This is a genomic window from Sphingopyxis macrogoltabida, from assembly GCF_001314325.1.
Lineage (GTDB): Bacteria > Pseudomonadota > Alphaproteobacteria > Sphingomonadales > Sphingomonadaceae > Sphingopyxis > Sphingopyxis macrogoltabida.
Genome location: NZ_CP009429.1, coordinates 385,384 through 412,343, shown reverse-complemented (window position 1 = coordinate 412,343; position 26,960 = coordinate 385,384). Strand labels below are relative to the sequence as shown.

Here is a 26,960-nt window from a genome sequence, read left to right as displayed (position 1 = left end):
GCTATCTCCGCATCACCAGATCGAGTTCGGCCGACTTGATCTGCACGAACGGGGTCTTCGCAACCTGCATCAGCCGCCGCACCTGCTCCATCTCGGGCGACGAGAGCGTGGGATAATCGCGCTTCAGCGGTCCCGCCGCGCGCATCCGTTCGATATCCGACGCGGGCACCAGCGCGCGCAGGATCAGTTCGTCCTCGTCGTCGGTGCCGTGCTGGCGCTTCAGTTCGGCGAGGTCGGGCTCGGGCGGCGGATTGCCGAAAATCTCTTTCGCGCGCGGCGCCGCGGCGATGCGGTCCATGACGTCGGGATCGATCGGCGCCGGCGGCTCGCCATAATAGCCGGCGGCATATTGGATCACCTCGTCGGGGATCGCGCCATAACGCTTGCCGGTGACGATATTGAGCACCGCGAGCGTGCCGACGAGCTGCGCGAAAGGCGTCGCCATGCCGGGATAGCCCAGCTCGCGGCGCACCGCCGCGACCTCGTCGAGCACCTGCGGCAGCATGTCGAGCATATTCTGCTGGATGAGCTGGTTGCGCAGCGTCCCCATCATCCCGCCCGGAATCTGGGTGGTCAGCGAGGTGACATCATATTCATAATGCTGGTCGTGGAGATAGCCCGCGGTCTTCGCCACCTTGCGGAAATGCTCGGACACCGGCTGCAGTTTCGACACATCGATGTCGTGGGTGTGGCCGAGCGCCTCCATATTCTTGACCATGATGTCGATCGACGGGATCGACGGGCCGTTCGCCATCGAGCGCGCCGCGGTGTGGAGCACGGTCACGCCATATTCGACCGCGTCGCAATAGGCTTTCGCCGACTGGCCGAGCATGTTGTTCGAATGCATCTCGACCGGCTTGCCGCGCGCATTGGCGACGATCGCGGGGACGAGCGTCTTGATCCGGTCGCGGTCGAGCACGCCGCCGGTGTCGTAGAGCAGCAGGCTGTCCACTTCCGGGATCGCCGAGAGCTTGTCGGCCTTGTCGGCCCAAAAGGCATCGTCGTGCACCGGCGACAGGGTGAACAGCATCGTCGCCGCGACCTTGCAGTCATATTTCTTCGACAGTTTGGCGAGCCGCGTCATCTTGTCGATGTTGAAGAGGACGTCATAGATCCACCAGCTCCGCACGCCATGGACGCAGAGGCGCTCCATCCACAGGTCCATCAGCACCTGCGGGGTGAAGCCGAAGGTCACCGACCCGTTCGAGCGGATGCCGCCGCGCACCGGGGTATTCTTGATCTGGCTCATCATCAGGTCGAACCCCGCCCACGGGTCCTCCTGGCAATGGCGGACGAGCACCTCGAACAGCGACGACCCGGCGAGGCTGATCGTCGAATAGCCGGTCTGGTCGATCGTCGGCAGCGCCGGATAGGCCTGCCCCGCCTGCATCCGCATGCCCCACAGGCTCTGCTGGCCGTCGCGGCAGGTTTCGTCGAGAAATTTGATGTGCGCCATGGGCTACTCCGCTGCGATCGCCGGTTCGGCGAGCATCACTTGTTCGAGCCAGCGCGTGTGGAACGCGTTGGCGATGAAATCGGGATGGCGGACGATCTGGCGGTGGAGGCCGATCGTCGTCGGCACGCCCTCGACGGTGAAGGCGTCGAGCGCGTCGGTCAGTCGCTCGACCGCCTGCGCGCGGTCCTTGCCATGGACGATCAGCTTGCCGACCATCGAGTCATAGAAGGGCGGGATCGCGGCGCCGCTGCTCATATGGCTGTCGAGGCGGATGCCCTCGCCTTCGGGCGGCGCCCAGCGGGTGATCGTGCCCGGAACGGGGGTGAAACCGCGCGAAGCATCCTCGGCATTGATGCGGCATTCGATCGCGTGTCCGGAAAGCGTGACATCCTCTTGATTCATCGAGAGGCCCAGCCCGCCCGCGACGCGCAATTGCTCCTGCACCAGATCGACGCCGCTCACCATTTCGCTGACCGGATGCTCGACCTGGATGCGCGCGTTCACCTCGATGAAATAGACCTCCTGCCGCATCACGTCGTAGAGGAACTCGACCGTCCCGGCGTTGCGATAGGCAACGCTCGCGGCCAGATCGACCGCCGCCTTATGCAGCTCGGCGCGCAGGCTGTCGGGCATCGCGACGCTCGGCGCTTCCTCGATCAGTTTCTGATAGCGGCGCTGCACCGAACAATCGCGCTCGCCGAAATGGACGACCTTGCCCTGCCCGTCACCGATCAACTGCACCTCGACATGGCGCGCCTCGGGGACGAAGCGTTCCATGAACAGGGTGCCGTCGTTGAACGCCGCCAGCGCCTCGGCGCTCGCCCGCCCGTAACCCGCCTCGACCTCTTCGCCGTTGTTCGCGATCACCATGCCGCGTCCGCCGCCGCCCGCCGCGGCCTTGAGCAGCACCGGATAGCCGATTTCGTCGGCGATGCGCCGCGCGTCGGCGGCGCTGCCGATCTCGCCGCTGCCGGGGACCAGCGGCACTCCGGCCGCCGACGCCATTTCGCGCGCGCGCAGCTTGTCGCCGAGCGCGTCGATGATGTCCGGCTGCGGGCCGACGAAGATGATGCCATGATCCTCGCAGAGCTGCGCGAACATCGCGCGCTCGGAGAGGAAGCCATAGCCCGGGTGGAGCGCGTCGCAGCCGGTCGCCTTCGCCGCCTGCACGACCAGCTTCGCATCGAGATAGCTGCGCGCCGCCGGCCCCGGCCCCAGCACGACGACCCGGTCGACCAGCCGCGCCGCAGCGCTGTCCTTGTCGGCTTCAGACACACCCAGCACGGTCTCGATATTCAGCGCCTGCGCAGCGCGCGCGACCCGGAGCGCGATCTCGCCGCGGTTGGCGATGAACAGGCGGCCGATCGCCATCGGTCAGCCCTTCACGATCACGAACAGCGGCTGGTCGGCCTCGACCAGCGCGCCGTCGGCCGACAGGATGGCGTGGACGATGCCATCGCTGCCGGCACGGACGGTCGTGAACAATTTCATGACCTCGACGAGGCAGAGTTCCGATTCTGCGGTCACTGCGCTGCCGACCTCGACATAGGCCGGCGAACCGGGCTTCGGCGCGCGATAGAAGGTACCGAGATAGGGCGCCCGCACGATCTCCGCCCCTTCGGGCCATGTCTCCGCCGCAGGCAAAGGGTCCGCCGCCGGCGACGGAGGTACCGTACCGGCGGCGGCAGGGGAGACTGGCGATGAGGGTGCGGGGGCGGCATGCGCTCCGGTGCTGAGCCCGATGCTGCCCGCGTCGTTCGACAGATAGATTTCGACGCCGTCGCGCACGACGTGGAGTTCGCGCAGCCCCGACTTCTCGAACTCGGCGATCAGTTGCTCGAGTTCGGCGGTGCGATCGGCGGCGCTCATTGGCCTGCTCCCCGCAAGGCTTCGATGTCGGCGCGGCTCAGGCCCGCCCCCTTGCCGGCGAGCCGCGACCCCTGCTGCTCGTCGCGGTACATCGCCTGCACTGCGGGGTCGCCGCTGCGATATTTGACCGTCGTGTCGCACAGGAAACGATAGTCGGCCGCCATCTGCCGCGGCACGAACGCCGCGGCGCGCGCATTATATTCGGCCAGCGGCAATACCCCGGCAGTCGTCGTATAACGGTCGGCCTTGGCACCCAGATGGGTGATGCCCTCGCCGATCGGCGCCAGTTTGGGTGCCTCGCCGTCGCGGCCGAGGACGCTATACGGTATCTGCGAGATATAGCGCACCGGATTGTTGTTGTGCTGCATCATCGCATAGTCGCTGATCCGCTGGCTCGGCAGGTCGACAAGGCCGACCAGTTCGCCCAGGAAATCGCGCCCGAACTCGTCGTTGAGCAAGGGGCGGAAGCGGTCGGCGCGCGGGTCGATCGTCATCCAGTCGCCCGCGTCATAAACCCCGGCGATGTGCGCGAAATCCTTGGCCATCGAGAAATAGACGAGCGCCCCGGCGTCCATCATCTGGTCGCGGCTCCAGCCCGCGACGCGCTTCCACAGCGCGACGGTCGCGACGCGCACCTTCTCGGTCAGCTCCTCGAACGTGTCGGCGAGTTCGTCGGCCGAGCCCATGCCGACGGGGACGAAACCCTCCGACAGCACGTCGGAGGTATAGAGGCCGACGCCGGTCAGCTTGTCGGCGGTAAATTCGGGGCGCGATTCAAAGCTGCCCCAATCGTCCATCAGATAGAAATGGCACCCCGTCGCCTCCATGGTGACGGTCAGATTGTTGTATGGAATGTCGCCCGCGATGCCGTCGAGCCAGGGATAATCGCCCTCGGCGAGGTCGGTGAATTCGCGAACGATCAGCTCGCGGCCGTCGCCGAGGTTATAGGGGCCGTTGTTGTTGAGCGACACGCGGCTTTCGCACGACACGAGAAAGCCATATTGCGACACGGTGGCGAGGAACGCCTGCGCCGCCTTGTGCAACCGGTCGCCGACCGCGCAGGCGTGCAGGTCGGCGTGGAAGCGCTGGACCCGGCGTTCGGGCAGCAATTGCACCCGCTGCCCGAATTCGCGCGCATTGAGGTGGCCGTCCTCGCGCTGCTGCGCCAGTTTGAAGCGGCGCCAGAAGTCCATGACATAGGCGACATCTTCCGCTCCATCGGCGGGGTCGAGCATGCCGAAGTTGATCAGCATCTCGCGGCCGAGCAGATAGAAGGTCGGCAGGCCCCAGCCCGGCAAATTGCCGAACTTGCCGCCCATCGCGCGCGCGCGGTCGCCGATTTCCTCGGCCGACATCTTCGCCTCGACCTTCCGCAGCAGCTCGGGATAGCGATAGAAGCAGCAGAGATAGGACAGCAGCATATAGGACGGCACCGGGAACAGTTTCGATTCCTGCACCGTCCGCGTCACGCACAGCCAATAGGTATCGTCGCCCAGTGTCTGGATCGCATTGTTCGCTTCCAGCAATCGCGCGTAGCTCAACATCACTCACCCCTTGCCCGCCCCCTGTCGACCGGGGACTCGTTCGCTGACCTCCGGTTAGCACCGTCGGGCGCGTAGGGAAAGAGTGTTTAGGCGAAATCGTCGAACGAAATTGCACGGCGACGAGCGTGATCGGGTTAGGTTGAAGCATAGCCCTTCTTATCTTGTCATTCCGGCGAAGGCCGGGATCCCGCCATATCGCCCTGACGCAACGGTGAGATCGTGTTTCAGAGTCACGTGCCTCTGAACACCCTTCGCCGGGATGACGATTCAGTAAAAAGCAATCACGCTTTAATGCATGTGTTTGAGCTTGTCGGGGTTGCGCATCACATAGATGCCGGTGACCTTGCCATCTTCGATCTCGAGCGCGGTCGTCTGCAATTCGCCATCGGCTTCGCGCGTCACGAATCCCGGCAGGCCGTTGATCAGCCCCAAGTGGACGAGCGTCGAGCCATATTTGCCGAACAGCACCGCAAGGCTGCGGTGAAGTTTCAGCACGACGTCGTGGCCAAGCACCGGCCCCATCGCGGCGGGCCGCTTGCCGCCGCCGTCGGCCCACATGCCGACATCGGCGGCGAGCAGCGCGCCGAGCGCGCTCATGTCGCCGCTGCGCGAGGCGGCGAAAAAGGCGTTGGCGATTTCCAGCCCCTGTTCCTTCTCGAGCTTGTAGCGCGGCCGCGCCTCGCGGACGTGGCTGCGAGCGCGCGCCGCGAGCTGGCGCGTCGCGGCGGCGTCGCGGCCGATCGTCGCCCCGACTTCGTCGAAACCGACGCCGAAGACATCGTGCAGGAGGAACGCCGCACGTTCGAGCGGCGACAGGCGTTCGAGCGCGAGCATCAGCGGCAGCGTGACATCGTCCACTTCTTCTTCCTCGACGAGCGGATCGGGCAGCCAGGGACCGACATAGGTCTCGCGGGTGCGGCGCGCCGACTTGAGCTGGTCGAGGCAAAGCCGCGTCACCGTCCGCCGCAGGAAGGCGGCGGGCTCGCGCACCTCGCCGCGGTCGGTGCCGAGCCAGCGGAGGAAGGCATCCTGCACCACATCCTCGGCATCGGCGACCGAACCGAGCATGCGATAGGCGACGCGGATCAGGAGCGGGCGCAGCGGATCGAAACTCGCCGCCGCGTCCGCCGCCCCCGCCTCGCCGTGGATGCCTTCACCCGTCATCAGGCGGCCTTCGCGGGCGCGCCGCCCTCGTACCAGAGGTCGAAGCCGACCGCGATGCGGTTCCAGCCGTTGATGACGTTGATCATCACGGTGAGGTTCATCTGTTCCTCCGGCGTGAAATGCGCTTCGAGCGCGGCGCGGGCGTCCTTCTGTGTGTGCCCTTGCGCCAGGCGGGTCAAGGCGTCGGTCCACGCCAGCGCCGCGCGCTCGCGGTCGGTATAGACGGGCGCCTCGTGCCACGCGGCGAGCAGATAGATGCGCTGCTCGCTCTCGCCTTTGGCACGCGCTTCGACGCTGTGCATGTTGATGCAGTTGGCGCAGCCGTTGAGGATCGACGAGCGAATCTTCACAAGCTCGATCAGGCTCGGCTCGAGGCTGTTCTGCGCGGCGAGCGACACCGCCATCCACTGTTTCATCAACTGCGGCGAGGCGGCGAAGGGGTCGGTTATCCGGGTCATGTCATGCTCCTTTGCTAGGGTTGTGCAGACATGACGAGACAGGATCGGCCGATGTGACATGGGCCGCGAAAAAATTCGCCTTCGCCGAAAATTTCGTTAGCCTGCCCGTCTCGACAACCGGAATGAGGGGGAGCGATCATGAAATTTCTCGATGGTTATGGCGCACAGGCCTACGCCCTGCTGCGCATCGTCGCCGGACTGCTGTTCCTGGCGCATGGCGTACAGAAATTCTTCAATTTTCCGGTGGCTTTCCCGATGCCGCTCAACCCGATGCTCTATGCGGCGGGGGCGATCGAGCTGGTCGCGGGGGGATTAATCGTCATCGGCCTGTTCACACGCCCGGCGGCCTTCCTCGCCAGCGGCATGTCCGCGGTCGGCTATTGGATCGCGCACGGCAGCCAGGGCGCCTTCCCGATCGCCAACGGCGGCGAGACGATCGCGCTTTATTGCTTCATCTTCCTGTTCATCGCAACGCACGGCGCCGGCATCTGGAGCGTCGAGGGCGCGAGGAAGTAGGATCGCGGTTTTCCCGGTCGGCTTCGGCGCAGCAAGCGGACGCTGCGTCATACATGATCGTCCCCCCGGGCTTGACCCGGGGCCTGCCTTTTCTTTGATCCTGCGTCGAAAGAAGGAAGGCGGGTCCCGGGTCAAGCCCGGGGGGACGAAGAGGGACGTGTCCGCTTTCGGTCGCTACCGGCCCCTCGACCGAACCTATTTCCCCGGTCCGCAGGTTACCGACCCGCTGCCGACGTTACGCACCGTGCACGCGGGCCGGCCGAGCACGACTGTCTTGCCGATGCCGCGCGTCGTGATCGCGGCGGTCTTGACCGCGTTCAGCACATGATCGCCGGCGCCTTCGCTGTCGCTGATCAGTTCGTCGACCGCGAGCTTGCCGGCATCGACCGCCCCGGCGCCCGACAGCGTCATCTGCGCCTGCTTGGCGCGGCCGCCGAGCGTCATCGATCCGTTGCCGACCATCGCGACCGACAGCCGGTCGGCGTCGACCTCGCCCACCATGACCTGTCCCGGCCCGCGCAGCCCGATCATCACGCGCGCACCCTTCAACTTGTCGATCCGCAGCGATCCCGCACCGCCGAGCATCGCGGTGCGCAGGTTCGCGGCGTTGACGCGAACCGTCACCGCGCCCTCGGGCGAGCGGCGCTTGTCATCGCCGGCGAACTGCTTTTGCCCGATGACCAGCTTGCCGTCGCGCGTTTCGAGCGTCAGGCGGTCGAGCGCCTGCTGCGATCCGCTCGCCACCGCGCTGACCGGCGCGCGCGTCGTCACCTCGACCGCAACGTCGGCATTGACCTCGATCGCCTCGAAGCTGGTGAGACCATAGCGCTTTTCCGCCGCCGAAGCGGGAACAGCAAGGAGGACGGCGGCCGTCAGCGCGGCCCATCGCATCGTCAGGGTCATGCTGCCGTCCTAGCCCGTTCGCGTGGGCCGCACCAGCGCTCCGTCAGGTGCAGGTCGCGGTGCCCGATCCGATCTGGCTTGTCTTGCAGGTCGCACCGCCGCGCAGCTTGACGTCGCCCGACCCGAGGATGCTGATATCGGCGCTGCCGGTCGCCTGCGCGTCGACGCTGCCCGATCCCGCGATCGAGATATCGAGCGTATCCGCGACAAGCCCCTCGGCGTCGATATCGCCCGATCCGGTAATGCTCACGTCACCCGACCCGATCGTCCCGCTGCCGACCTCGATATCGCCCGAACCCGACAGGGTCAGCTTGGCGCTTTTGCCGGTGAGTTTCCCGACCTTGAGGTCACCCGATCCGGTAAGCACCGCCTTCACCGCATCGCCGTCGATCGTGTCGGCGTCGATCGATCCCGATCCGGTCAGCCGGACGCCGTCCAGCTTCGGCATCGTGATCGCGATGTCGACATCGTCGTCGTCGCGGCTCGAAAAGCTGAAGCCTTCGCGCTTGCGCCCGATCACCAGCGTCGTGCCGTCGAGCTTGATCTCCAGCCGGTCGAGGATCGCCTTCGGCCCCTTCGCGCTGATCGAGAAGGCGTCGCCCTGACGGATGGTGACGTCGTCGGGGCCCGCGACTTCGACCCCGGTAAAACCGGTCAGCGAATAATTTTGCGTCGTGACCGGCCCGGGGTCGGCCGGCCCGGCCGTCGGGCTACCCTCCTGCCGCTTGCCGTCATTGCCGGCGCCGCTGCAGCCCGTGACGATCAGGGTCAGGGGCAGGGTCAGGGCCAGCGGCAAAATCGCCATCGTCCGGTTACGCATCGCAAATCTCCGCAAAATTTCCTTTGTGTATTGCCTATATAACACACATGGGAAATGCTGTCCAGCCGCGCTGCCTTCTTGTCGCCACCTTCGCGGGCCAGAGGGGTGGACAGCGCCGCCCGTCGCGCCCATCTTTCCCCTTTTCCAGCCTGAAAGCCCGGTCATGAGCGTAGCCTTTCGCCGCGAGAGCGACGACGAGCATAAGGAACCCGAGTTCGAGCTGCCGATCCCGGTCGGCCCGAATCTGGTGACCCCGCGCGGGCTGCGCCTGCTCGGCGAGGAGGTCGCGCGTATCGAGGCCGCCGTTGCCGCCACCGAAGCCGAGGAGGAGCGCAAGAAGCTCCAGCGCCGCCTGCGCTATTTCCACACCCGCCACGCGACCGCGGAGGTGCAGCCGGCGCCCGGCGACGCGGTGGTGGCGATCGGCAGCCGCGTGACCTTCACGCTGAACGGCGGCGAACGCAGCCTGACCGTCGTCGGCCATGACGAAGCCGATCCGGCGCGCAGCCACATCGCCTTTTCCGCCCCGCTCGCCCGCGCGCTGATGAGCGCCGAGGTGGGCGAGACGCTCGAATATCAGGGCCGCGAGGATGCGATCGAGATCGTCGCGACGCGGGCCGACCCGGAGGTACAGGCATGAAAGACAAATTCGAACGCCACAAACAGCCGTGGACCGCCGCGGAAATCGACAAGCTGCACACGCTCGCCAAAAAGGGCATGGCGCTGAAAGCGATCGCCAAGGCGCTGACGCGTAGCGAGGAATCGGTGAAGGTTCGCGCCAAGGCCGACGGCCTGTCGATCGCGAAGCTGCACTAGGCGCGCATGACCGCCCCCGATTATGATGTCATCGTGCTGGGTGCCGGCGCGGCGGGGCTGATGTGCGCCGCGGTCGCGGGGCAAAGGGGGAAGCGTGTCCTGCTGCTCGACCATGCGGAACAGGTCGGCAAGAAGATCCTGATCTCGGGCGGCGGGCGCTGCAACTTCACCAACATCCACACCAGCCCCGACCGCTTCCTCTCGGCCAACCCGCATTTCGCGAAATCGGCGCTCGCGCGCTACACGTCCGCCGACTTCCTTGCGCTGGTGAACGCCTATGGCATTGCGCATCACGAAAAGACGCTGGGCCAGCTCTTCTGCGACGGCTCAGCGAAACAGATTGTCGCGATGCTGCTGGAAGAATGCGCGAAGGGCAGCGTCGACATCCGCTGCGGCCAGCCGGTGCGCACGGTAACGCACGCCGACGGCGCGTTCCGCGTCACTTTCGGCGGGCAGGATTTCATCGCCCCCAATCTCGTCATCGCAACCGGCGGCCCGTCGATCCCGAAGATGGGCGCGACCGGCTTCGCCTACGACCTCGCCCGCCAGTTCGGGCTCAAGGTCGTCGAACCGCGCCCCGCGCTCGTCCCGTTGACATTGGGCGGCGACGATGTGCTGTTCCGCGACCTCTCGGGCGTCGCCACGCCGGTCGAGGCGCGCGCCGGCAAGGCGGCCTTTCGCGAAGCCGCGCTCTTCACCCACAAGGGTCTCTCCGGCCCGGCCATTCTCCAGATCAGCAGCTATTGGCGCCACGGCGAGCCGGTGACGATCGACTTCCTGCCCGACGCACCGCAAGGCTGGCTGACCGAAGCGAAGCACAATCGTCCGCGCGCGACGCTCGCCTCGGTGCTCGCCCTCCCCGATCGCCTCGCGCAAACCCTTGCCGACCGCCTCGCGCTGCCCGGCGAACTCGGCGCGCTCACCGATCGCAAGCTCGCCGAGGCCGAAGCCCGGCTTTCGCGCTGGCCCTTTCATCCCAACGGCACCGAGGGCTTCGCCAAGGCCGAGGTCACCGTCGGCGGAATTTCGACCGCAAACCTGTCATCGCAAACAATGATGGCCAAAAGCGTTCCGGGGCTCTATGCGGTCGGCGAAGCCGTGGATGTCACCGGGTGGCTGGGCGGCTATAATTTTCAATGGGCATGGGCCAGCGGACACGCGGCGGGCCAAGCCCTTTAGGAAAAACCCAGATAATTCCTCGTCATGCTGGACAGGTTTCAGCATCCACGACCCAATTGTTCGGACTCGGGTATCAGACCTGAATCGAATCCCGGGCGGCGAAGAACCAGACGACGGCGACTTTGCCGCACAGGATAAGAAGAACAAAATGCCTTTCGAACACCTCTCGCCCGTCCTTGCGGACGCCCTCACCGCGCGCGGCTATGAAGCGCTCACCCCCGTCCAGACGCATGTCACCGAAGCCGAGGCCAAGGACCGCGACCTGCTCGTCTCTGCGCAGACCGGCTCGGGCAAGACTGTCGCCTTCGGCCTCGCGATGGCCGATCAGCTCATCGAGGATGGCCGCCTCCCCTTCGCCACCTCGCCGCTCGCGCTGATCGTCGCACCGACGCGCGAACTGGCCTTGCAGGTCAGCCGCGAACTCGGCTGGCTCTATGGCAAGGCCGGCGCACGCATCGCGACCTGCGTCGGCGGCATGGACGCCAGCAAGGAACGCCGCGCGCTAAATCAGGGCGTGCAGATCGTCGTCGGCACGCCGGGCCGCCTGCGCGACCATCTCGAACGCGGCGCGCTCGACCTCTCGGCGCTGCGCGTGGCGGTGCTCGACGAAGCCGACGAGATGCTCGACATGGGCTTTCGCGACGACCTCGAGGAAATCCTCGACGGCACCCCGGAAACGCGCCGCACGCTGTTGTTCTCGGCGACGCTGCCGAAGCCGATTGTCCAGCTCGCCAAACGCTACCAGCGCGATGCGCTGCGCATCTCGACCGTCGGCGAAGATCGCGGCCATGGCGACATCACCTATCAGGTCGTAACCGTCGCCCCCGCCGACATCGAAGGCGCCGTCATCAACCTGCTCCGCCTCCACGAAGCCGAGACCGCGATGCTGTTCTGCGCAACGCGCGACAATGTCCGCCGCCTCCACGCCAGCCTCGTCGAGCGCGGTTTCGCTGCCGTTGCGCTGTCGGGCGAGCACAGCCAGAACGAACGCAACCATGCGCTGCAAGCGCTCCGCGATCGACGCGCGCGTGTCTGCGTCGCAACCGACGTCGCGGCGCGCGGCATCGACCTGCCGACGCTCAGCCTCGTCATCCATGTCGAAATCCCGCGCGATGCCGAAGCACTCCAGCACCGGTCGGGCCGCACCGGCCGCGCCGGCAAAAAGGGCACTGCCGTGCTCATCGTCCCCTATCCGCGCCGCCGCCGCGTCGACGGGATGCTGCGCGGCGCGCGCATCAACGCCGAGTGGATGGAAGCCCCGACGGCCGCCGACGTCCGGGAGAAGGATCAGGAACGGCTGATCGAGAAACTGCTCGCGCCCGTCGAGCATGAGCCCGAAGATCTTGAACTCGCCGAGCGCCTGATGGCCGAGCGCACGCCCGAAGATATCGCCGCCTCGCTCGTCCGCGCGCACCGCGCGCTGATGCCGCCGCCCGAGGACCTGCTCGACAATAGCCCGCGCGGCCGCGAGCGGCCCGAACGCGGTGAGCGCGGCGAGCGGTTCGAACGGCAGCATGACGATCGGGGCGGACGCGGCAGCGCCGACCGCCGCGAAGGCTTCGAGGACAGCGTCTGGTTCCGGCTCAATATCGGCCGCCACCAGAACGCCGATCCGCGCTGGATCCTGCCGCTGCTGTGTCGCCGCGGCCATGTGAGCAAGAACGAGATCGGCGCGATCCGCATCGGTCCCAAGGAAACGATGTTCAACATCCCGCGCGGCATCGCCGACCGTTTCATGGAAGCCGTGCAGCGCAGCGCCAATGCCGATGGCGAGGACGACAGCGGCGTCGCGATCACCCCCGCACCCGACGGCCCCACCTATCCGCCGCGCCGCGACAAGGGTGGTCCGAAGGGCGGAGCGCGTCACGATGGCCCGCGCGGCCCCCGCGCGCCCGGCGGACCGCGTGACAAGAACGAACGCTACAAGCCCAAGCCTTATGGCCAGCGCAGCCCGCGCCGCCCGAAATAAGGCATGATATCACCTCCTCCCTTCGGGGAGGGGCTTTCATCGCGTAACCCTTGCACTCCCCTGCCCGGCCCACCAGATGGATCGGACAGCAGGAGCGCGCGCATGAAAGCGATCGAAGCCTTTATCGAAAGCCAGGGTGGACCCGAGGTCATCGACTGGCGCGAGGTCACGCTCGGCGCGCCCGGTCCCGGGCAGGTGCTGCTCCGCCAGACGGCGGTCGGCCTCAACTATCTCGATACCTATCACCGCGACGGAACTTACCCTGTGCCGCTGCCGAGCGGCCTCGGGGTCGAATCGGCGGGCGAGATCATGGCCGTCGGCGAAGGCGTCCATGGCCTCCGCCCCGGCGACCGCGCCGCGACCTTCGGCCCCGAACGCTCCGCCTATGCCAGCGCAAGGCTTGTCGGCGCGGCGTCGCTGTTCAAGCTGCCCGCGACCATCGACGACGAAACCGCGGCCGCAGCGCTGCTCAAGGCGTGCACGGTCGAGATGCTCGTCGAACGCTGCGCCAAGGTCGAGGCCGGCTGGCCGGTGCTCGTCCATGCCGCAGCGGGCGGTGTCGGGCTGATCCTCGTCCAGTGGCTGAAGGCGGTCGGCGCGACGGTGATCGGCACCGTCAGCACCGAAGCCAAGGCGCATGCCGCACGCGAAGCCGGCGCCGATCATGTGCTGATGTACAAAAGCGACGACGTCGCGGCGCATGTCCGCGAGATCACCGATGGTCAGGGCGTTCCCGTGACCTTCGACGGCATCGGCATGGCGACATGGGATGTGTCGCTGAAAGCCACCGCGCGGCGCGGGCTGATCGTCAGCTATGGCAATGCCGGCGGCCCGGTGACCGGCGTCAACCTCGGCATCCTCGCCCAGCATGGCTCGCAGTTCGTCACCCGGCCGACGCTGTTCGATTATTACCACCTGCCCGGCGAACGCGCCGCGGGTGCCGACCGGGTGTTCGAGATGATCGCATCGGGCGCGGTGAAGGTCACCGTCGGCCAGCGCTATTCGCTCGAAGATGCGGCGCGCGCGCATGCCGATCTGCAGGCCGGACGCACGACGGGGTCGACGTTGCTGATTCCCGAGCACGCCTGACCGTCGCCCCCGCGCAGGCGGGGGCCGCTGGAGGGTTTACGCGGCGATGTAGGAAAAGGCCGACAACGGCCCCCGCCTGCGCGGGGGCGACGTTACGCCTTCAGCCGCGCCGCATGCCAGGCGACATGCTCGCCGAGGAAGGTCGAGATGAAATAATAGCTGTGGTCGTACCCCCGCTGCATGCGGATTTCGGCCTTCTGCCCCGCACGCTCGCACGCCTCGACCAGCAGCTCGGTCTTCAGTTGCTCGGCAAGGAAATTATCGGCGGCGCCCTGATCGACGAGCAGGTCGGGCACCCGCGCCCCGCCCTCGATCAGCGCGCAGGCGTCGTAAACGCGCCATGCCTCGCGGTCGTCGCCCAAATAATTGCCCAGCGCCTTTTCGCCCCACGGGCATTGCAGCGGCGCGACGATCGGCGAGAAGGCCGACACCGACTTGAAACGGTCGGGGGTGCGCAAGGCGACCGTCAGCGCACCGTGCCCGCCCATCGAGTGTCCGGTGATCCCCTGCCGCGTCATGTCGGCGGCGGCGAATTCGCGCAGCACCAGCGACGGCAGCTCGTCCTCGACATAGCTGCGCATGCGATAATTGGCCGCCCAGGGTTCCTCGGTCGCATCGACGTAGAAACCGGCGCCCAGCCCGAAATCCCACGCCGCTTCGGGATCGTCGGGCACGACATCTCCGTTAGAGGCTGGGCCGCGCGGGCTGGTATCGGGCGCGACAAAGATGATGCCATGCTCGGCGCAGGCAGCGCGATACTCGCCCTTTTCCATCACATTGGCGTGGGTGCAGGTCAGCCCCGACAGATACCAGAGCACCGGCAGCTTCGCGCCCTCTTCATGGTCGGGAACAAAGACCGCAAAGGTCATGTCGGTCCCGGTCGTCGTGCTCTTGTGTTTGTAGACGCCCTGCGTGCCGCCGTGGCTGCGGTTGGTCGAGAGAGTTTCGATGGTCATGGGACTTCCTGCATGGGGATGGATGCGACGAGCGGGTCATGGCCCCAGTGACGCAGCAGATCGAGGATCGCCGCGCCCGAAAGGCCGAGCGTCGCGGTGTTGCGGAGCGGGTGGACATTGACCTGTCCGGCCGGCGCCAGCGTCGCATCGAGCACGACGGTGATGCTGCCCGGCAGCGCGTTGATCGCAGCCATCGGGGTCACCGATCCGGGCGTGATGCCGAGCAGCCGCTCCATATCCTCGGCCTTGCCGAAGCTCACGCGCTTGCTGCCGATCGCGACGGGCAGCGCCTTCAGGTCGACGCGCGCGTCGGATGCGACGGTGACCAGCCAATAGGCCCCGCCATTGTCCTTCAGGAACAGGTTCTTGGTGTGTGCGCCCGCCATGACGCCATAAAGTTCTTCGCTGTCGGCCACGGTGAACAGCGGCTTATGCTCATGCTCGACGAAGGGGATCGCAAGCGATTGAAGGTCGGATCGCAATCCCGCTTCGCCACGCATTAATTCACTTCCTCAAACGACGCGGTGCAGCGCGCACAGCTTGTTGCCCGACGGATCGCGCAGATAGGCGAGGTAGAGCTGGCCGAACCCGCCTTCGCGGATGCCCGGCGGATCTTCGATCGAGGTGCCGCCATTGGCGACGCCCGCATCGTGCCAGGCCTTCGCCTGCTCGGGCCCTTCCATCGCAAAGCCGATCGTGCAGCCATTGCCGACCGTTGCCGGTTCGCCGTCGATCGGCGTGCCGACGAGGAACAGCCCGCCGTTGTGCATATAGATCAGGCGTCCCTTGTCGTCCTGGATCGCCGGCTTGCCGCCGATCGCCTGGAAGGTCGCATCATAGAATTTCTTCGCGGCTTCGAGGTCGTTCGCCCCGACCATATTGTGACTATACATCGCCTTTGCTCCTCCGGTTTTGGTTGCGAATCGGAACCTATCCTGCCCGCGTGCCTAACGGAAGACCACGGTCTTGCGGCCGTCGATCAAAACCCGCTGTTCGGCGACCCAGCGCACCGCCCGCGCCAGCACCTGCGCCTCGGTATCGCGGCCGATGCGGATCAGCTCGTCGACGCTGTCGCGATGATCGACGCGCTCGACCGCCTGTTCGATGATCGGCCCTTCGTCGAGGTCGCTCGTCACGAAATGCGCCGTCGCACCGATCAGCTTGACCCCGCGCTCCTGCGCGCGGTGATAGGGTTTCGCGCCCTTGAACCCCGGCAGGAAGCTGTGATGGATGTTGATGCAACGCCCCGACAGCTTGCTCGACAAATCCTGCGACAGCACCTGCATGTACCGCGCCAGCACCAGATATTCCGCCCCGCCGCGCGCCATGATGTCGAGGATCGCCGCTTCCTGGCTTTCCCGGTTCGCGTCGCTGACCGGCAGGTAATGGAACGGCACCCCATGCCATTCGGACAGCCGCCGCTGCGCCTCGTGGTTCGACACGACGCCGACGATATCGATCGCGAGATTGCCCGTCGACCAGCGGTGGAGCAGGTCGTTGAGGCAGTGGCTGCCCTGCGACACGGCGATCACGAAGCGCGGCTTGACCGCCGCATCGCTCAGCCGCGCGTCCATGGCGAAGCGCGCAATGACCGGCGCGAACGCCGCCTGCACCCCCGCAAAATCGGCAGGAAAACGCTCGCCCGCGCCGCGAAACTCGACGCGCATGAAAAAGCGCCCCGAATCGAGATCGGCATATTGCTGGCTGTCGAGGATGAAGCCGTCGCGTTCCGCGAGCAGCCCCGTCACCGCGGAAACGATGCCGACCGCATCGACACAGCTGAACGTCAGGACATAAGGTCCGGTCACATCGTCACTCCCTCACCCGTCTTCCGCCGTGGCGCATGGCGGAAGAAGGGCGTGGCGGGAAGGCGAAATCGTCAGAAAACGACGACGCTGCGGATGCTCTCGCCCGCATGCATCAGGTCGAAGCCCTTGTTGATCTCTTCCAGCCCCATGACGTGGGTGATCATCGGGTCGATTTCGATCTTGCCGGTCATATACATGTCGACGATCTTCGGCACGTCGGTGCGCCCCTTGGCGCCGCCGAACGCGGTGCCGCGCCAGTTGCGCCCGGTGACGAGCTGGAACGGGCGCGTCGCGATTTCCTTGCCGGCCTCAGCCACGCCGATGATGATCGAGGTGCCCCAGCCGCGGTGGCAGGCTTCGAGCGCGATGCGCATCACTTCGGTATTGCCCGTCGCGTCAAAGGTATAGTCGGCGCCGCCGTCGGTCATCTGGACGATCGTCGCGACGACATCCTCGCGGCTCATGCCCTTCGAATTGAGGAAGTCGGTCATGCCGAACTTGCGGCCCCATTCCTCTCGGGTTGCGTTGATGTCGACGCCGATGATCTTGTCGGCACCGGCAAGCCGCGCGCCCTGGATCACGTTGAGCCCGATGCCGCCAAGCCCGAAGACGACGACATTGTCGCCGACCTGCACCTTCGCGGTGTTGATCACCGCACCGACGCCGGTGGTGACGCCGCAGCCGATGTAGCAGCTCGACTGGAACGGCGCGTCCTCGCGGATCTTCGCGACCGCGATTTCGGGCAGCACGGTAAAGTTCGAGAAGGTCGAGCAGCCCATATAATGGAAGATCGGCTGGCCCTTGTACGAAAAGCGCGTCGTGCCGTCGGGCATCAGCCCCTTGCCCTGCGTGGCGCGGATCGCGGTGCAGAGGTTGGTCTTGCCGGAAAGGCAGCTTTTGCACTGGCGGCATTCGGGGGTGTAGAGCGGGATCACATGGTCGCCGGGCTTCACGCTGGTGACGCCCGCACCGACCTCGCGCACGACGCCCGCGCCCTCATGCCCCAGCACGCTCGGGAAGATGCCCTCGCTGTCGAAACCGTCGAGCGTATAGGCGTCGGTGTGGCAGATGCCCGTCGCCATGATTTCCACCAGGACCTCGCCCGCCTTCGGGCCTTCGAGGTCGAGTTCGACGATTTCGAGCGGCTTCTTCGCTTCGAACGCAACGGCGGCGCGGGTCTTCATGGGGAGCACTCCTTGCGGATGGGGTTTGGCGAGAAATTGATTGCGCCCGCTGTACACCGATCCAAAGCGCGATAAAGGGGCCAATCGGCAATATATTATCCCAAAGGTGAGATAATGGGCGCATGGGAGGGCATCGACGAGATCGTCGCGATCGCCGACGCGGGTAGCTTCGTCGCGGCGGCGGCGCGGCTCGGCACCTCGACCTCGCACATCAGCCGCGCCGTCATCCGCCTCGAGAATCGCATCGGCGCGCAGATTTTCGTGCGCACGACGCGCCGCGTCGTCCCGACCCCCGCGGGCCGCACGCTGATCGAGCAGTTCCGCAGTCTGATCGCGGCGCGCAACGATGCGCTGTCGGCGGTCAGCGACGATGGCGCGCCGCGCGGCGAGGTGCGGATGACCTGCTCGATTGCGATGGGCGAGCGTTTCGTCGCACAGATCGCGCGCGATTATGCCTTCGCCTTTCCCGACGTGACGGTGACGCTCGAACTCACCAACCGCGTCGTCGATCTGCTCGCCGAGGGCTTCGACCTCGCGATCCGCACCGGCACGCTGCCGGACTCGGGGCTGGTCGCGACGCGCATCGCCTCGCGCAGCCTCTATCTCTGCGCTGCGCCCGCCTATCTCGCGCGCGCCGGCACGCCCGCATCGATCGACGATCTCGCGCGCCACGAATGCCTGCTCGGCACCGCCCCCGCCTGGCATTTCCGGTCGCAGGGCAAGGAGATCACCCACCGCCCCGCTGGCCGCTGGCGCTGCAACAGCGGCACCGCGGTCACCGAAGCCGCGCTCGCCGGTCACGGCGTCTGCCAGCTTCCCGACTTCTATGTGATGCCGCACCTGCAAAGCGGCGCCCTCGTCTCGCTCCTCGACCCGCTGCGCCCGCAGGAAGAGCCGATCTGGGCGGTCTATCCGCAGCGGCGGCACCTGCTGCCGAAAGTGCGGCTGCTGATCGACAAGCTGCGCGAGGAATTGCCGGGGGCGTTGTCGCGGAGTGGGGCGCTATAGGTAGCGCAATTCGCCCGCCCACATTTGGTTTGCGCGCAGGCATTCAGGATCGAGCTGTCGCAAAAAGTCCGCAAACCTTTGCCGCACGACTTCTGGAAGCTCTCCATCAAAATCCGCGTCTTGGGCAGCTTCCTCGATTAACTCTCGATAATGGAACAGCGCCTCCGCAAGCGTCGCCACATCTCTGTTTACGTAGCTCGGCTCAAAACTGCGGTCGTGGTCGAGAAGGAGGACCGTACCTTCGGTATCGAGCACGATTGGATCGCCACTCCCGTCAGATCCTATCGGCAGACAAGAAATAAGCCGTTCTGGAAGGGCCCCTTCGGGAACCCAGTCCAGAGGCTTCTTCCCGAAGCTCAGGCAAGGTGCAGCTTCGGTCGGCAATCCGGCAATTTTTAGGAAATGCTCTGCTTCGTCTGGTATTCGTGAGGCCGTGAAATCATCATCAGCGTAGCGATAGAGCGTGTCTCCGTTCGCTTCCCAGGCAGCTTTGAATTCTTGGGCTTTCATAAGGGCGTTATGCGAACTGTTGGAGGCACTGGCAACCAGCTACCCGCCCCTCAACACTCCACCACGCTGACCGCCAACCCGCCCTTCGACGTTTCCTTATATTTATCGCGCATGTCGCGGCCGGTTTGCAGCATCGTTACGATCACCGTGTCGAGGCTGACGACATGTGTGCCGTCGCCGATCATCGCGATGCGGCTCGCGTCGATCGCCTTGATCGCACCCATCGCGTTGCGCTCGATGCACGGGATCTGGACGAGCCCGCCGATCGGATCGCAGGTGAGGCCGAGGTTATGTTCCATGCCGATCTCGGCGGCATTTTCGACCTGCGCGTTGGTGCCGCCGAGCGCGGCGGTCAGTCCCGCCGCCGCCATCGAACAGGCGACGCCAACCTCGCCCTGGCAACCGACCTCGGCGCCCGAGATGCTGGCGTTGCGCTTATAGAGCGCGCCGACCGCACCCGCGGCGAGCAGGAAGGTGCGCACCCCCGCGGCATCGCCGCGATAGCCGCGACGGTAGAAGCGGATCACCGCGGGGATGATCCCCGCCGCACCGTTGGTCGGCGCGGTGACGACCTTGCCGCCCGCGGCATTTTCCTCGTTCACCGCCATCGCCCACAGGTTGATCCAGTCCATCATCGCGAGCGGGTCGATCAAATTGGTTTCGTGGCGGTTGCGGATGTCGTCGGCGATCTGCGGCGCGCGGCGCTTGACCTTGAGCCCCCCGGGCAGAATACCCGTGCTCGAACAGCCCGCATCGATCGAGGCATCCATCGCCTCGGCGATCGCATCGATACCCGCCGTCACCTCGTTCGGCGGGCGGTGACGCACTTCGTTGGCGAACATCATTTCGGCAAAGCTGAGGCCCGACGCCTTGCCCATCGCGATCAGGTCGGCGCCCGAGGTGAAGGGATAGGGCAGTTCGACTTCATCCTCGGCGCCGCGGCTGTTGCGTCCCGCCTCATCCTCGTCGACGACAAAACCGCCGCCGATCGAGAAATACATGCGCTTGGCGAGAATCTCGCCCTCGCCGTCGCGCGAGGTAAAGCTTAGCGCATTGCTGTGGAACGGCTGGCGCTGGCGCATCTGGAAATGCAGGTCGCTTTTCGGCAGGAACCGCACCCGCTGACGCCCGAGCAGATAGATAAAGCCCTCGCTCTCGGCGCGGTCCCAATGCGCCTTGATCGCGGCAAGGCTGGTCGAGGCCGGGATTTCGCCCGCCAGCCCCGCGACCACCGCGGTGTCGGCGGCGTGGCCCTTTCCGGTCAGCGCGAGCGAGCCGTAAAGGTCGGCCTCGACATGCGCGGTTTTCGTCAGCAGCGCCTGCTCGTCGAGCCACACGGTGAACCGCCGCGCCGCGACCATCGGCCCGACGGTATGCGAGCTGGAGGGACCGACACCGATTTTGAAGAGTTCGAACAGGCTGATCGTCATGGCGGCCCTATAGGCGGATCGCGATCATCGGGATAGGTCCAAGCGCATGAACACTCGGGGTCCTCGCTGGCGCGCAGCGATGGCGGAGGGGCCGCGACATGGCGCCATCGCCCCTCCGTCAGCGCTTCGCGCTGCCACCTCCCCACGCCTGCGGCGCAGGGAGGATCATTGGCTTACGCCGGATAGGTCCAGGTCGTATCGCGTGCCAGATTCTCGGCCGCGAAATCCCAGTTCAGCAGCTCGTCGACCACCGCGTCGACATAGGCCGGGCGCAGGTTCTTGCGGTCGATATAATAGGCATGCTCCCACACGTCGATGACGAGCAGCGGCTTGATGCCCGCGGTCAGTTCGGTGCCCGCGTCATGCGTGTCGGTGACCGACAGCGTGCCGTCGCGCGAGACGAGCCACGCCCAGCCTGAAGCGAAATGGTTGACCGCGGTTTCCTTGAGCTTCTTCTTGAGCTCGTCGAGCGAACCGAAATCGCGGTCGATCGCGGCGGCAAGGTCGCCCGCGGGCGCGGTCTTCGACGGGCTCAGGCTTTCCCAATAGAAAGCATGGTTCCACGACTGCGCCGCATTGTTGAACAGGCCCTTGTTGCCCGACCCTTCGGCGTGGTGGACGATCTCTTCGAGCGGCTTGTCGGCGAGGTCGGTGCCTTCGATCGCGGCGTTGACCTTGTCGACATAGGCCTTGTGGTGCTTGCCATGATGCGTCGCCAGCGTGTCGGCCGAAATATGCGGCTCCAGCGCGTCCTGAGCATAGGGGAGAGGAGGATGGGCGATCGTCATGACAGTCTCCATTTTGTTTTTGAGGGGTTTGCGGCCTTAAACTCGGGATCGCCTAGCCGGGTTGCAAGGTCGTGACGCGGAATTTTTCTTTGGATAACCGATAGCTTTGCCATTCATTCGCCTCCGCCGACGCAAACCCCCTTCGTCATCCCGGACTTGATCCGGGATCCATTTGCGCAACGCTGGCTTGAATGGATCCCGGATCAAGTCCGGGATGACGAGGCAAAAGAGGCTAAGTCACCATCGCCTGAAGCGTCGCGAGCCGGTCGGCCTCTTCGGCGGGCTTGTCGCGGCGGATGCGCGCGATGCGCGGGAAGCGCATCGCCAGCCCCGACTTGTGGCGCTTTGATGCGTGGATCGAATCGAAAGCGACTTCGAGCACCAGCGACTTTTCGACCTCGCGCACCGGGCCGAAGCGGTTCAGCGTGTTGTCGCGCACGAACTTGTCGAGCCACTTCAACTCCTCGTCGGTGAAACCCGAATAGGCCTTCCCCACCGGCAGCAATTCGCCCGCGTCGGACCAGCAACCGAAGGTATAATCCGAATAGAAGCTCGCGCGGCGCCCGTTGCCGCGCTGCGCGTACATCATCACGCAGTCGGCGGTGAGCGGGTCGCGCTTCCACTTGTACCACAGCCCGGCGCGGCGCCCCGCGACATAAGGCGCATCGCGGCGCTTCAGCATCACCCCTTCGATCGCCGCATCGCGCGCGCCGGCGCGGCGTTCGGCGAGGTCGTCGAAATCCTTCGCGTCGATCACCTGCGACAGGTCGAAATGGCTGGTTGCGAGACGCGGGACGAAGGCCTCCAACTGCCGCCGCCGCTCGGTCCACGGCAGGGCGCGCAAATCGTCGCCATCGACGCCGAGCATGTCATAGACGCGCACGAAGGCAGGGTAATCGGCGAGCATCTTTTTCGACACCGTCTTGCGCCCCAGCCGCTGCTGGAGCGCGTTGAAGCTGGCGGCCTCCCCGCCCTGCACCTCGCCGCGCACGAGCAGTTCGCCGTCGATCACCGCCTCCTGATCGAAGGCGGCGATCAGTTCGGGGAACGCCCCGCTGATCTCTTCGCCGCCGCGGCTGTAGATGCGCGTCTCGCTACCCCCGCGGACGATCTGGACGCGGATGCCGTCCCATTTCCATTCGGCGGCATAGTCGGCAAGGTCGATGCTCTCCTCCTCCAGCGGATGCGCGAGCATGAAGGGGCGGAAGAAGGCAACGTCCTTAAGGTCGGGCCGCTCGGCCCGCCCCTCGCCCCACGCGAAGAGCGGCGCATAGGGCGGCGGGATCGCGTGCCACAGCTCCTCGACATCGTCGACCGGCACGTCGAAGGCCTGCGCGAACGCCTGTTTCGCGAGCCGCGCCGACACCCCGACGCGCATCCCGCCCAAGGCCAGTTTGAGCAAAGCATAGCGCCCGTCGGCATCGAGCCGGTCGAGCAGCGACGCGACGACCGCGGGCGCATCGCTGCGGCTGGTTGCCGCCAGCGCATCGACCGCCTCGGACACGCCGAGGTCGGCCTTCTTCCCGGGCGCGTCGGGCCAGAGCAGCGCCGCCGTCTCGGCCGTATCGCCGACGAAATGGCGCGACAGGCGGAACAATTCTTCATCGACCCGCGTCGCGAGAAGCGCCCGCACCGTCCCGGCCTTCACCGCCGGAAAATCGAGGCTCTCGGTCAGCGCCGCGATCGCCCAGCCGCGATCGGGATCGGGCGTGTGGCGCAGATAATCGACGATCAGCGCCAGCTTGGAGTTGCGTGAGCGCGTATAGATCAGCCGGTCGATCAGGGCCGCGAAGCGCTTCACGCCTCTTCCTCCAGATCGCGACCGACGAGGTGCAGCGCGCGCGCCTTGCGCTGCGTCAGCTCGCACCAGCGCAGCAGACCGTCCTCGCTGCCGTGGGTGATCCAGCTCTCCTTCGGGTTCACTTTCTCGATCGTCGCGGTTAGCTCGTCCCAGTCGGCGTGGTCCGAAATCACCAGCGGCAGTTCGACCATCCGCTGCCGCGCACGCTGGCGGACGCGCATCCAGCCCGACGCCATCGCGGTCACCGGATCGGGCAGCCGCCGCGACCAGCGGTCGTTCAGCGCCGAGGGTGGCGCAAGGACGATCTGCCCTGCCATCTCGGCCTTGTCGGTTTCCGAAACGAGCCGCAGCTCGCCGAGATCGACACCGTGCGCCGCATAAAGCTGGCACATCTTCTCGAGTGCACCGTGAATATAGATCGGTGCATCCCACCCCGCGCCGCGCAGCTCGGCGATCACCCGCTGCGCCTTGCCGAGCGCATAGGCCCCGACGAGCACCGAACGGTCGGGCTCGGCGCGCACCGCGCCGATCAGCTTGGCGATCTCGTCGGCCGTCGGCGGGTGGCGAAACACCGGCAATCCGAAAGTCGCCTCGGTGACGAAGATGTCGCACGGCACGACCTCGAACGGCGCGCAGGTCGGATCGGCGCGGCGCTTGTAGTCGCCGGTGACGACGATCCGTTCGCCCGCATATTCCATCAATATCTGTGCGCTGCCGAGCACATGGCCGGCGGGATGAAAGCTGAAGCGCACCCCGCCGCGCTCGAAACCCTCGCCATAGGGAAAGGCGGCGTTATGGCTCGCCTCGACATCGACGCCATAGCGTAGCGCCATGATCGCCAGCGTCTCGGGCGTAGCAAACACCGCGCCATGACCGCTGCGTGCATGGTCGGCGTGACCGTGCGTCACCGCCGCGCGCTCGACGGGGCGCGAGGGGTCGATCCACAGGTCGGCGGGCTTCACATAGATGCCGCCCGGATGCGGCTCGATCCAGGTCTTCGCCTTTACCATCAGGCCGCGAGTTTCCGCGCCAGCGCCAGATCGGCAACGAACATCTCGCGTTCCTCGGCGGCGCGCGCGCGGTCGGGCAGGCGCAGCAGGAAGGACGGATGGATTGTCGCGATCAGCTTGGTGCCCCCGTCCAGTTCGTGCACCGCGCCGCGCATCGACTTGATGCTCGCACTCTTGCCCGTCACCCCGCGCAGCGCGCTCGCGCCCAAGGTTACGATCAACTCGGGCTGCACCAGCGCGCGCTCCTTGTCGAGCCACCAGCGGCAGATATCGATCTCGCCCACCGTCGGATTCTGGTGCAGCCGCCTTTTGCCGCGCGGCTCGAACTTGAAATGCTTGACCGCGTTGGTCAGGAACAAGCGCGTGCGGTCGAGCCCCGCTTCTTCCAGCGCTGCGTCCAACACCTGCCCCGCCGGCCCGACGAAGGGCCGCCCCTGCAGATCCTCCTGATCGCCCGGCTGTTCGCCGACGAGCATGATGCGCGCCGCCTGTGGCCCCTCGCCCGCCACACCCTGGGTCGCGTTGCAATAGAGCGGGCAGCGCGTGCAGCGATCGACCGCGCGCGCGACGTCGCCGAGCGTCTTCACATCGTCGTCGAGGAGCAATTCATCGGGCACGCGCGTCCGCCATTTATCGGTCAAGGGGTTCGCAAGCGAAACGGCGGCCTCGCGCATGCGTTCCACCCGCGCTTCGGCGCCCGCGAGCAGCGGCGCGATATCCTGCGCTTCGGGCAGGTTTTTCCAGTATTTCTTTGGCATCTCGGCGCGCATCGCGTCGATCTTCACCCGCGCCGGGTTGAAGATGGCGCCATAATAGGTGCGCCACTGGTCCTCGACGACATCGCTGTCGGGCACCTCGTCCCTCGTCCCGCCCGGGCCGTAGCTCAGCGTCTCGCCTTGCCAGATCGCGCGCGCATCGGGGGTCACGATCGCCCAGTCCATTCCGTAAAAGCGCCGCTGAAAGAAAGGCGCGGTCAGGCGCAAGATACGATGCGTCGGCTCAAACCACGCCGCAAAGCTTTCGCGCCCCGCCTCCTCGCCCAGCCGCCGGAAGCGGACGAAGGCATGCATCTTGTGGACGTCGCGGCGGATCGCCTTGTCGGCTTTTCGGAGCCAGTCGACCTCGGCGTCGGTCGTGCGCGCGAGCAGATGCCGGTCGTGCAACACGCGCCAGACGAGCCGGTAAAGCCGCGCCGGCACTTCCGGATCTCGGTGACAGATGACGCGTTCGGCGATCTCGACCAGCTCGCGCGGCAGGCTGAGCTGCCCCACGGGCGCCGCGGCAATCGCATCGCCGAACAGCGACGCACCCTCCGCGCTGCCGCGCCAGCTCACCTCTTCCGGCGCCACACCGCCTGCGAGCAGCCCGCGCGCCGCGCGCCGCCATTCGGCGAAATCGCTTGGCTCCTTCAGGACCACCTCCCTCACAGCGCCAACGCCAGTTGTTCCGCCGGCGGCGCAAAGCGCGCGCGCAGGTCGGCGCTGTCGGTAAGCTTGCCCGGCCGCCAGTCGGGGGTGACGATGAAGGGCAGCAGCTTCTTCACCGACGCCGTCAGTCTGGCGAGGTCGCCGAGCCGCAGCGTGCCCAGCCGCCGCGCCGCGACGATGCGGTCGACGGCCTTCGTTCCCAGCCCCGGCACGCGCAGCAGCAATTCGCGCGGCGCGCGGTTGATATCGACCGGAAAGGCTTCGCGCCGCTGGAGCGCCCAGGCGAGTTTGGGATCGATCGCCAGATCGAGCATGCCGCCGCTCGCCCCCTCCATGATCTCGGCGCGCTCGAAACCGTAAAAGCGCAGCAGCCAGTCGGCCTGATACAGCCGGTGCTCGCGCATCAGCGGCGGCCGCACCGGCGGCAGGTCGCTGCTCGCGTCGGGGATCGGGCTGTACGCCGAATAATAGACGCGGCGGAGCTGGTACCCCGAATAGAGGTTCGTCGCGGTCTGCAAGATATCGTCGTCGCGCGCGGCATCGGCGCCGACGATCATCTGCGTCGATTGGCCGGCGGGCGCGAAGCGCGGCGGTTTAGCCTTGCCGATCAGCCGGCTCTTCGCCGCGTCGATCGCGTCGGATTCACCGACGCGCACCGATGCCATCGTCTTGCGGATCGTCGCGGGTTTCTTCTCCGGCGCAAAACTCGAGAGGCCGGCCGCGGTCGGCAGTTCGACATTGGTCGAGAGGCGATCGGCATAGAGCCCCGCCAGCGCGATCAGCCCCGGGTCCGCCCCCGCGATCGTCTTCAAGTGAATATAGCCCTGGAAGCGGTGTTCCTCGCGCAGAATGCGCGCAACCTCGACCAGCTTCTCCATCGTATAATCCTCGGAGCGGATGATGCCCGATGACAGGAACAGCCCCTCGATATAGTTGCGCTTGTAGAAATCGAGCGTCAGCCGCACGACCTCCTGCGGGCTGAAACGGGCGCGTTCGACATTGCTCGACGCCCGGTTGATGCAAAAGCGGCAGTCGTAGATGCAGAAATTGGTGAGCAGGATCTTGAGCAGCGAGATACAGCGCCCGTCGGGAGCATAGCTGTGGCAAATGCCCATGCCCTCGGTCGAACCGATCCCTTTCGTGCCCGTCGAGTCGCGCGTCACCGTTCCCGAGGACGCGCACGACGCGTCATATTTGGCCGCGTCCGCAAGCACGGCGAGCTTTTCCAGAATCGGCTTGGTCGACATGCCCCGTG

At 66.2% G+C, this 26,960-nt stretch carries 27 protein-coding genes; 7 read left to right on the top strand and 20 right to left on the bottom strand.

Going from position 1 to position 26,960, the window contains the following annotated elements; all coding sequences use genetic code 11:
• Position 1: 1 nt before the first annotated feature.
• The 6 genes from LH19_RS02125 to LH19_RS02100 all read right to left on the bottom strand — a co-directional run bounded on the left by LH19_RS02125 (position 2) and on the right by LH19_RS02100 (position 6,491).
• On the bottom strand, positions 2-1,456 hold the full coding sequence (locus LH19_RS02125; RefSeq protein WP_054724515.1) for a pyruvate carboxylase: 1,455 nt from the start codon (positions 1,454-1,456) through the stop codon (positions 2-4).
• Between the two features lie 3 nt (positions 1,457-1,459).
• Positions 1,460-2,827, bottom strand: coding sequence for an acetyl-CoA carboxylase biotin carboxylase subunit (locus LH19_RS02120; protein WP_054724513.1), 1,368 nt, complete (start codon positions 2,825-2,827; stop codon positions 1,460-1,462).
• Between the two features lie 3 nt (positions 2,828-2,830).
• Entirely contained in the window at positions 2,831-3,325 is a 495-nt protein-coding gene (locus tag LH19_RS02115; RefSeq protein WP_054724511.1) for an acetyl-CoA carboxylase biotin carboxyl carrier protein, read from the bottom strand.
• The gene (locus LH19_RS02110) at positions 3,322-4,869 is read right to left on the bottom strand and encodes a hypothetical protein (RefSeq protein ID WP_054724509.1); all 1,548 of its coding nucleotides are present in this window, start codon (positions 4,867-4,869) and stop codon (positions 3,322-3,324) included. Before LH19_RS02110 ends, LH19_RS02115 begins: the two co-directional genes overlap by 4 nt.
• Positions 4,870-5,157: 288 nt before the next feature.
• A complete protein-coding gene (locus tag LH19_RS02105) occupies positions 5,158-6,033 on the bottom strand; it encodes a sigma-70 family RNA polymerase sigma factor (RefSeq protein WP_054724507.1) in 876 nt (291 codons plus the stop codon).
• The gene (locus tag LH19_RS02100) at positions 6,033-6,491 is read right to left on the bottom strand and encodes a carboxymuconolactone decarboxylase family protein (protein ID WP_054724505.1); all 459 of its coding nucleotides are present in this window, start codon (positions 6,489-6,491) and stop codon (positions 6,033-6,035) included. The genes LH19_RS02105 and LH19_RS02100 overlap by 1 nt, the downstream gene beginning before the upstream one ends.
• A 138-nt stretch (positions 6,492-6,629) precedes the next feature.
• Here LH19_RS02100 and LH19_RS02095 point away from each other — a divergent pair, with 138 nt between their 5' ends.
• The gene (locus LH19_RS02095) at positions 6,630-7,007 is read left to right on the top strand and encodes a DoxX family protein (protein ID WP_054724503.1); all 378 of its coding nucleotides are present in this window, start codon (positions 6,630-6,632) and stop codon (positions 7,005-7,007) included.
• A 195-nt stretch (positions 7,008-7,202) separates the two neighbouring features.
• On the opposite strand, the gene LH19_RS02090 is transcribed toward LH19_RS02095, so the two are convergent.
• On the bottom strand, positions 7,203-7,910 hold the full coding sequence (locus LH19_RS02090; protein WP_054724502.1) for a head GIN domain-containing protein: 708 nt from the start codon (positions 7,908-7,910) through the stop codon (positions 7,203-7,205).
• A gap of 43 nt (positions 7,911-7,953) precedes the next feature.
• Complete coding sequence (locus LH19_RS02085; protein WP_054724500.1) at positions 7,954-8,730, bottom strand: head GIN domain-containing protein; 777 nt, start codon at positions 8,728-8,730, stop codon at positions 7,954-7,956.
• A gap of 163 nt (positions 8,731-8,893) precedes the next feature.
• Between LH19_RS02085 and LH19_RS02080 the strand changes: the two genes are divergently transcribed.
• The 5 genes from LH19_RS02080 to LH19_RS02060 all read left to right on the top strand — a co-directional run bounded on the left by LH19_RS02080 (position 8,894) and on the right by LH19_RS02060 (position 13,783).
• On the top strand, positions 8,894-9,370 hold the full coding sequence (locus LH19_RS02080; RefSeq protein WP_054724498.1) for a GreA/GreB family elongation factor: 477 nt from the start codon (positions 8,894-8,896) through the stop codon (positions 9,368-9,370).
• Positions 9,367-9,546 carry a hypothetical protein gene (locus LH19_RS02075; RefSeq protein WP_054724496.1) on the top strand — a complete coding sequence of 60 codons (180 nt, stop codon included), beginning with the start codon at positions 9,367-9,369 and terminating at the stop codon, positions 9,544-9,546. The genes LH19_RS02080 and LH19_RS02075 overlap by 4 nt, the downstream gene beginning before the upstream one ends.
• A gap of 6 nt (positions 9,547-9,552) precedes the next feature.
• Positions 9,553-10,725 carry a BaiN/RdsA family NAD(P)/FAD-dependent oxidoreductase gene (locus LH19_RS02070; protein WP_054724493.1) on the top strand — a complete coding sequence of 391 codons (1,173 nt, stop codon included), beginning with the start codon at positions 9,553-9,555 and terminating at the stop codon, positions 10,723-10,725.
• A gap of 148 nt (positions 10,726-10,873) precedes the next feature.
• Positions 10,874-12,694, top strand: coding sequence for a DEAD/DEAH box helicase (locus LH19_RS02065; RefSeq protein WP_054724492.1), 1,821 nt, complete (start codon positions 10,874-10,876; stop codon positions 12,692-12,694).
• Positions 12,695-12,796: 102 nt separating this feature from the next.
• The gene (locus LH19_RS02060) at positions 12,797-13,783 is read left to right on the top strand and encodes a quinone oxidoreductase family protein (protein ID WP_054724490.1); all 987 of its coding nucleotides are present in this window, start codon (positions 12,797-12,799) and stop codon (positions 13,781-13,783) included.
• Positions 13,784-13,875: 92 nt separating this feature from the next.
• Here LH19_RS02060 and fghA read toward each other — a convergent pair whose 3' ends face one another.
• From fghA to LH19_RS02035, 5 genes are all read right to left on the bottom strand, one after another.
• Entirely contained in the window at positions 13,876-14,739 is an 864-nt protein-coding gene (fghA, locus tag LH19_RS02055) for an S-formylglutathione hydrolase (RefSeq protein ID WP_054724488.1), read from the bottom strand.
• A complete protein-coding gene (locus tag LH19_RS02050) occupies positions 14,736-15,239 on the bottom strand; it encodes a prolyl-tRNA synthetase associated domain-containing protein (RefSeq protein WP_054724486.1) in 504 nt (167 codons plus the stop codon). Before LH19_RS02050 ends, fghA begins: the two co-directional genes overlap by 4 nt.
• 12 nt (positions 15,240-15,251) lie before the next feature.
• On the bottom strand, positions 15,252-15,632 hold the full coding sequence (locus LH19_RS02045; RefSeq protein ID WP_054588964.1) for a VOC family protein: 381 nt from the start codon (positions 15,630-15,632) through the stop codon (positions 15,252-15,254).
• A 54-nt stretch (positions 15,633-15,686) separates the two neighbouring features.
• Positions 15,687-16,547, bottom strand: a complete 861-nt coding sequence (gene purU, locus LH19_RS02040) for a formyltetrahydrofolate deformylase (RefSeq protein ID WP_054724484.1) — start codon at positions 16,545-16,547, stop codon at positions 15,687-15,689.
• Positions 16,548-16,618: 71 nt separating this feature from the next.
• On the bottom strand, positions 16,619-17,731 hold the full coding sequence (locus tag LH19_RS02035) for an S-(hydroxymethyl)glutathione dehydrogenase/class III alcohol dehydrogenase (protein ID WP_054724483.1): 1,113 nt from the start codon (positions 17,729-17,731) through the stop codon (positions 16,619-16,621).
• Between the two features lie 114 nt (positions 17,732-17,845).
• Here LH19_RS02035 and LH19_RS02030 point away from each other — a divergent pair, with 114 nt between their 5' ends.
• Positions 17,846-18,739: a LysR family transcriptional regulator gene (locus tag LH19_RS02030; protein WP_054724480.1), complete on the top strand. Its 894-nt coding sequence runs from the start codon at positions 17,846-17,848 to the stop codon at positions 18,737-18,739.
• Here LH19_RS02030 and LH19_RS02025 read toward each other — a convergent pair.
• From LH19_RS02025 to LH19_RS01995, 7 genes are all read right to left on the bottom strand, one after another.
• Positions 18,734-19,249 (bottom strand): SUKH-4 family immunity protein, encoded by a 516-nt coding sequence (locus tag LH19_RS02025; protein WP_054724478.1) that lies wholly within the window; start codon positions 19,247-19,249, stop codon positions 18,734-18,736. The genes LH19_RS02030 and LH19_RS02025 overlap by 6 nt on opposite strands.
• Before the next feature lie 50 nt (positions 19,250-19,299).
• Positions 19,300-20,679, bottom strand: a complete 1,380-nt coding sequence (locus LH19_RS02020; protein ID WP_054724476.1) for an L-serine ammonia-lyase — start codon at positions 20,677-20,679, stop codon at positions 19,300-19,302.
• A gap of 173 nt (positions 20,680-20,852) precedes the next feature.
• Complete coding sequence (locus LH19_RS02015; RefSeq protein ID WP_054732869.1) at positions 20,853-21,467, bottom strand: superoxide dismutase; 615 nt, start codon at positions 21,465-21,467, stop codon at positions 20,853-20,855.
• Positions 21,468-21,699: 232 nt separating this feature from the next.
• Positions 21,700-23,268 carry a cisplatin damage response ATP-dependent DNA ligase gene (locus LH19_RS02010; RefSeq protein WP_054724475.1) on the bottom strand — a complete coding sequence of 523 codons (1,569 nt, stop codon included), beginning with the start codon at positions 23,266-23,268 and terminating at the stop codon, positions 21,700-21,702.
• Positions 23,265-24,278 (bottom strand): ligase-associated DNA damage response exonuclease, encoded by a 1,014-nt coding sequence (locus tag LH19_RS02005; protein ID WP_054724474.1) that lies wholly within the window; start codon positions 24,276-24,278, stop codon positions 23,265-23,267. The genes LH19_RS02010 and LH19_RS02005 overlap by 4 nt, the downstream gene beginning before the upstream one ends.
• Complete coding sequence (locus tag LH19_RS02000; RefSeq protein ID WP_054724471.1) at positions 24,278-25,705, bottom strand: UdgX family uracil-DNA binding protein; 1,428 nt, start codon at positions 25,703-25,705, stop codon at positions 24,278-24,280. The genes LH19_RS02005 and LH19_RS02000 overlap by 1 nt, the downstream gene beginning before the upstream one ends.
• Entirely contained in the window at positions 25,702-26,952 is a 1,251-nt protein-coding gene (locus tag LH19_RS01995) for a putative DNA modification/repair radical SAM protein (RefSeq protein ID WP_054724468.1), read from the bottom strand. Before LH19_RS01995 ends, LH19_RS02000 begins: the two co-directional genes overlap by 4 nt.
• Positions 26,953-26,960: the final 8 nt, after the last annotated feature.

Coding starts and splice junctions, on each gene's coding strand:
- LH19_RS02080 (WP_054724498.1), top strand. CDS start 8,894: ATGAGCGTAGCCTTTCGCCGCGAGAGCGACGACGAGCATAAGGAACCC.
- LH19_RS02075 (WP_054724496.1), top strand. CDS start 9,367: ATGAAAGACAAATTCGAACGCCACAAACAGCCGTGGACCGCCGCGGAA.
- LH19_RS02050 (WP_054724486.1), bottom strand. CDS start 15,239: ATGCGTGGCGAAGCGGGATTGCGATCCGACCTTCAATCGCTTGCGATC.
- LH19_RS02020 (WP_054724476.1), bottom strand. CDS start 20,679: ATGACGATCAGCCTGTTCGAACTCTTCAAAATCGGTGTCGGTCCCTCC.
- LH19_RS02090 (WP_054724502.1), bottom strand. CDS start 7,910: ATGACCCTGACGATGCGATGGGCCGCGCTGACGGCCGCCGTCCTCCTT.
- LH19_RS02005 (WP_054724474.1), bottom strand. CDS start 24,278: ATGGTAAAGGCGAAGACCTGGATCGAGCCGCATCCGGGCGGCATCTAT.
- LH19_RS02025 (WP_054724478.1), bottom strand. CDS start 19,249: ATGAAAGCCCAAGAATTCAAAGCTGCCTGGGAAGCGAACGGAGACACG.
- LH19_RS01995 (WP_054724468.1), bottom strand. CDS start 26,952: ATGTCGACCAAGCCGATTCTGGAAAAGCTCGCCGTGCTTGCGGACGCG.
- LH19_RS02015 (WP_054732869.1), bottom strand. CDS start 21,467: ATGACGATCGCCCATCCTCCTCTCCCCTATGCTCAGGACGCGCTGGAG.
- LH19_RS02030 (WP_054724480.1), top strand. CDS start 17,846: ATGGGCGCATGGGAGGGCATCGACGAGATCGTCGCGATCGCCGACGCG.
- LH19_RS02110 (WP_054724509.1), bottom strand. CDS start 4,869: ATGTTGAGCTACGCGCGATTGCTGGAAGCGAACAATGCGATCCAGACA.
- LH19_RS02120 (WP_054724513.1), bottom strand. CDS start 2,827: ATGGCGATCGGCCGCCTGTTCATCGCCAACCGCGGCGAGATCGCGCTC.
- LH19_RS02100 (WP_054724505.1), bottom strand. CDS start 6,491: ATGACCCGGATAACCGACCCCTTCGCCGCCTCGCCGCAGTTGATGAAA.
- LH19_RS02125 (WP_054724515.1), bottom strand. CDS start 1,456: ATGGCGCACATCAAATTTCTCGACGAAACCTGCCGCGACGGCCAGCAG.
- LH19_RS02035 (WP_054724483.1), bottom strand. CDS start 17,731: ATGAAGACCCGCGCCGCCGTTGCGTTCGAAGCGAAGAAGCCGCTCGAA.
- LH19_RS02070 (WP_054724493.1), top strand. CDS start 9,553: ATGACCGCCCCCGATTATGATGTCATCGTGCTGGGTGCCGGCGCGGCG.
- LH19_RS02105 (WP_054724507.1), bottom strand. CDS start 6,033: ATGACGGGTGAAGGCATCCACGGCGAGGCGGGGGCGGCGGACGCGGCG.
- LH19_RS02045 (WP_054588964.1), bottom strand. CDS start 15,632: ATGTATAGTCACAATATGGTCGGGGCGAACGACCTCGAAGCCGCGAAG.
- LH19_RS02095 (WP_054724503.1), top strand. CDS start 6,630: ATGAAATTTCTCGATGGTTATGGCGCACAGGCCTACGCCCTGCTGCGC.
- LH19_RS02060 (WP_054724490.1), top strand. CDS start 12,797: ATGAAAGCGATCGAAGCCTTTATCGAAAGCCAGGGTGGACCCGAGGTC.
- LH19_RS02065 (WP_054724492.1), top strand. CDS start 10,874: ATGCCTTTCGAACACCTCTCGCCCGTCCTTGCGGACGCCCTCACCGCG.
- fghA (WP_054724488.1), bottom strand. CDS start 14,739: ATGACCATCGAAACTCTCTCGACCAACCGCAGCCACGGCGGCACGCAG.
- LH19_RS02115 (WP_054724511.1), bottom strand. CDS start 3,325: ATGAGCGCCGCCGATCGCACCGCCGAACTCGAGCAACTGATCGCCGAG.
- LH19_RS02085 (WP_054724500.1), bottom strand. CDS start 8,730: ATGCGTAACCGGACGATGGCGATTTTGCCGCTGGCCCTGACCCTGCCC.